At 53.2% G+C, this 447-nt stretch carries 1 rRNA gene; it reads left to right on the top strand.

Features of this window, described 5'->3' with window-relative positions:
• Nucleotides 1-447: ribosomal RNA gene (locus SB816_RS29895) — 23S ribosomal RNA — on the top strand; the annotation flags it as partial.

Genomic DNA, 447 nt, shown 5'->3' with positions numbered 1-447 from the left:
GACCATCTCCCAAGGCTAAATACTCCCTAGTGACCGATAGTGAACCAGTACCGTGAGGGAAAGGTGAAAAGCACCCCGGAAGGGGAGTGAAAGAGATCCTGAAACCGTGTGCCTACAAGTAGTCAGAGCCCGTTAACGGGTGATGGCGTGCCTTTTGTAGAATGAACCGGCGAGTTACGATCCCGTGCAAGGTTAAGCAGAAGATGCGGAGCCGCAGCGAAAGCGAGTCTGAATAGGGCGAATTGAGTACGTGGTCGTAGACCCGAAACCAGGTGATCTACCCATGTCCAGGGTGAAGTTCAGGTAACACTGAATGGAGGCCCGAACCCACGCACGTTGAAAAGTGCGGGGATGAGGTGTGGGTAGGGGTGAAATGCCAATCGAACCTGGAGATAGCTGGTTCTCTCCGAAATAGCTTTAGGGCTAGCCTCAAGGTAAGAGTCTCGG

The sequence above is a fragment of the Achromobacter sp. SIMBA_011 genome (assembly GCF_046535435.1).
GTDB lineage: Bacteria > Pseudomonadota > Gammaproteobacteria > Burkholderiales > Burkholderiaceae_B > Achromobacter > Achromobacter dolens.
The sequence above is the reverse complement of the archived record's forward strand: the minus strand, read 5'-3'. Positions and strand labels throughout refer to the sequence as shown.